Genomic DNA, 243 nt, shown 5'->3' on the forward strand with positions numbered 1-243 from the left:
CGCCACCCCGAGCGTGGACGAAAACGGCACCATCACCTACACCGCGACCCTAACCGATACCCAGGGCAAACCGGTGACCGCGCAGAACGGTCCGGTCACCGTGACCCTGGACAGCGGCAAGGTCATCACCATCGCCGAAGGCCAGAGCTCCGGCAGCCTGCCGGTCACCGTCGGCAACGACGTTTACAAGGGGCCAACCACTGTCAGCGAATCCATCAAGGATGCAGTGGGTGGCAACCTCGA

At 63.8% G+C, this 243-nt stretch carries 1 protein-coding gene; it reads left to right on the forward strand.

The features are described from left to right. Positions 1 to 243, forward strand: a 243-nt coding sequence (locus ACCD00_RS30895; protein WP_413428954.1) for an immunoglobulin-like domain-containing protein, incomplete at both ends; no start/stop codon positions are given.

Source organism: Pseudomonas sp. Pseusp3 (assembly GCF_047304225.1).
GTDB lineage: Bacteria > Pseudomonadota > Gammaproteobacteria > Pseudomonadales > Pseudomonadaceae > Aquipseudomonas > Aquipseudomonas fluorescens_CD.